We start from the raw sequence: 2,961 nt of genomic DNA on the forward strand, positions 1-2,961 counted from the left end.
GAAATCAATATCAGCATAATGGCAACTGTGACTTGAAGAAACTTCAAAGTGACTTTTTTCAATAGCTTATTGCCCAAATAAGCCCCGGATATTGCTGAAAGTGTGGCGATAATGACCAGAGTAAGGTTTTCGCTCAAGTCCGTACCCACAAAGCGGGTAGCATATACACTCAACCTAGTAAAATCCACAAAAGTGGAAACCACCACGGCAGTTCCTATAAAAGCTTCTTTAGACAATCCTGCTTTGATCAGAAATGCGGAGCGCAAAGCTCCCTGATTTCCTGAAAGCCCTCCAAAAAAACCACTTAAGGCTCCACCAAAAGGGAGTTTTTCTTTCCCAAATTGTAGGTTTTGGAAATAGGGAATCAAATCCATCAAGGCAAATATGATCAGTAGAATGGCAATGATAAATTTGACAGTTTCCACTGTAAAAGATCTGCCAAACATCTCGTACTTAAACAAGGGCTCCAAATCAGTAATATTCAACAAAACCCAAGAACCGGCAAATGCGGCGATCACCGCGGGAATTCCAAACCGGATCAAGACCTGTTTGTCCGCATTTCTGCCGACCAAAAAGAGCTTGAAGATATTATTGAAAAAATGCACCACCCCAGTCAAAGCAATAGCCAAGTCCACTGGAAAGAAAATTATAAATACCGGTGTCAATATTGTACCCAAACCAAATCCCGAAAAGAAAGTCAGGATAGCGACTACAAAAGCGGTAAGTGAGATGATGAATATATCCATGCTGTAGTGTTTTAACCTTTGAAGTCTTCTAGACCTCGAAGGGTTTTTTGTTCTAGCCGAAGTACGTTGTTTTTTCTTTTAATTGATTCACGCAGCGACCGCAAAGAGATTCGCAGCGAACGCAACGTGGTGTGTACTTTCAATTTATGTTTTTTCTTCGTCGCGGTCGTTGCGTAATCGTTGCGACCGCCGCGAGAAACTATTTTCTTTTAACATTAAAGACCCTCGAGGTTTTGAAAACCTTAAGGGTCTAATCTCACCCTATCCCCACTCTGAATAGTTTCTGAGGGGTTTTTGAGGATAATGTCTCCGGGTTGAAGATCACCGAAAATTTCGGTCTGACCGTTTTGGGAAATCCCTTTTCTGACAGATATCCTTTGGGCTTCTCCGTTGACTACTTTGACCACAAAACGGTCTTCCATGCTAGTCACCAAAGCAGCATTGGGAATCATCAGCAAGCCTTCTTTTTTGTAGGCAACCTTCACTTGGGCAAAACTTCCGGCTTTCAGGTTACCATCTTTGTTGGGCACATCGGCCTCCATCATCTCTGTCCTACTGGCATTTTGAAGGCTTCCTGATTGTCTACTGACCATGGCTTTGTAGCTTTTGCCTGATTGGGAATTCAGAGTAAAGGAAAGGCTGTCGCTACCAAAATTCAATCCAGAATAGGATTCGGGAACAGGAATTTCCAAGCGGAGCATATCATTCATTTCTAAGCGGAACATGGGTTTTTCACTATCTTGCGAACTCACAAACGTTCCCGTATGCACATTTCTTTCGGTCACAATTCCATCAAAAGGTGCTCGAATGGTCAGATAGTTAGCCATCTGTTGTGCAGCCTGTAAGCCATATCGGGCAGCTTCTAAGGCAGAATTGGCCGATGCTACATTAGATTCTTCCTCTTTAAGTTGATTTTCTATGCGTAGGAGATCAGAAGCAGAAACAGTCCCTGGTGTTTGGGAGGTTTTTTGGATTCGGTTGAATTGATCCTTGACAGTGGAAAGTTTGGATTCCGCAGATTGAGCAAAACCCTCAGCTTGTAAGACCTTAGCTTTGGCAGCAGCCAATTCAGCCATGATTTCCGGCGCTTCGATCTGCACAATGACCTCCCCCTTTTTCACTTTAGAGCCTCGGTCTACTTTTACGCTCTGAACATAGCCTGTCATTTTGGGAAAGATGGCTACTGACTCGAAGGACTTGAGCTCTCCTGGAAGGCTTATGCTTCCTTGGAGATCACTGGTTTGGATAACAAGGCTTTCATAGAATTTTTCCTGCTGACCGGATTCTTCTGAATTTTTAGAAGAATTGCAGGAAAGAAGAGATCCCATTAAGAGGGAAGTGAGCATAAGGGTATATTTATCCATGTTCATAATGGGAAGAATTTTCGTCGTATGGATCTAAAGAAACAGGTTCAATACTGGCATTTTTCAGCAAGCGAGAATAAACTGATGGCATAATCAATAAAGTGGTAATGGTAGAAAACAGGAGTCCTCCGATCACTGCAATTCCCAGAGGCGCAGTTTGATCTCCGCCTATCGCCAATGGGATCAATCCCACAATCATGGAAATACTGGTCATCAAAATCGGTCTTAACCTGCTCTTTCCTGCGGCTTTAGCTGCTTTGAGGGCATCTCCGTGTTTTTTTCTCTCCTCCTCAGCAAAGGTGGTAAAGAGAATGGCATTGGCTACAGAAACACCCAAAGCCATGATCAGGCCCATATAGGATTGAATATTAAGTGTAGCGCCAAAAAGCAAAAGGAACAAAAGTGAACCTACTGCTACCGCTGGTATGGTGGACAGGGTAGAAAGCGCAGCTTTGAGGGATTGAAAGTTGACTGCCAACATTAAGAAGATGACAAAAACAGCGATGATCAATCCTGTCTGCAATTCGGAGAGTGTTTCTGACAGGAACTCCAACTGACCTCTTACAATCACATTGAGTCCTCTAGGTTTTTCCCCGGCAGCTGCTATGGCTTTTTGGATATCTCTTCTGGCTGAACCGATGGTTTTGTTATGAAGATTTGCGGTGACAGACACCATCCGCTGTTGGTTGAGTCTAACTACCTCGCCTTGCGAGGTGCTGAGGCTAATACTGGCCACATCACCGAGGCGATTATTGCTTTCTCCCACACGTGGCAGGTAGATATTTTCCAAAGCTTGTTGGGAATTCATGGTGTATTGGGGGATTTCTACCTGCACCTGATAGGCATTGCCA

3 protein-coding genes are annotated in these 2,961 nt (G+C 43.8%); all 3 read right to left on the reverse strand.

The genetic code is table 11. The features are described 5' to 3' along the window. Positions 1-746 (reverse strand): sulfite exporter TauE/SafE family protein (locus EA341_RS00130; RefSeq protein WP_293010654.1); only part of this gene is annotated, 746 nt, incomplete at its 3' end. 242 nt (positions 747-988) lie between these two features. Then, positions 989-2,116, reverse strand: coding sequence for an efflux RND transporter periplasmic adaptor subunit (locus tag EA341_RS00135; RefSeq protein ID WP_293010655.1), 1,128 nt, complete (start codon positions 2,114-2,116; stop codon positions 989-991). Continuing rightward, positions 2,103-2,961: efflux RND transporter permease subunit (locus tag EA341_RS00140; RefSeq protein WP_293010656.1), on the reverse strand; the 859-nt coding region annotated here is incomplete at its 5' end. The genes EA341_RS00135 and EA341_RS00140, both read right to left, overlap by 14 nt.

This window comes from Mongoliibacter sp. (assembly GCF_007692705.1).
Lineage (GTDB): Bacteria > Bacteroidota > Bacteroidia > Cytophagales > Cyclobacteriaceae > Mongoliibacter.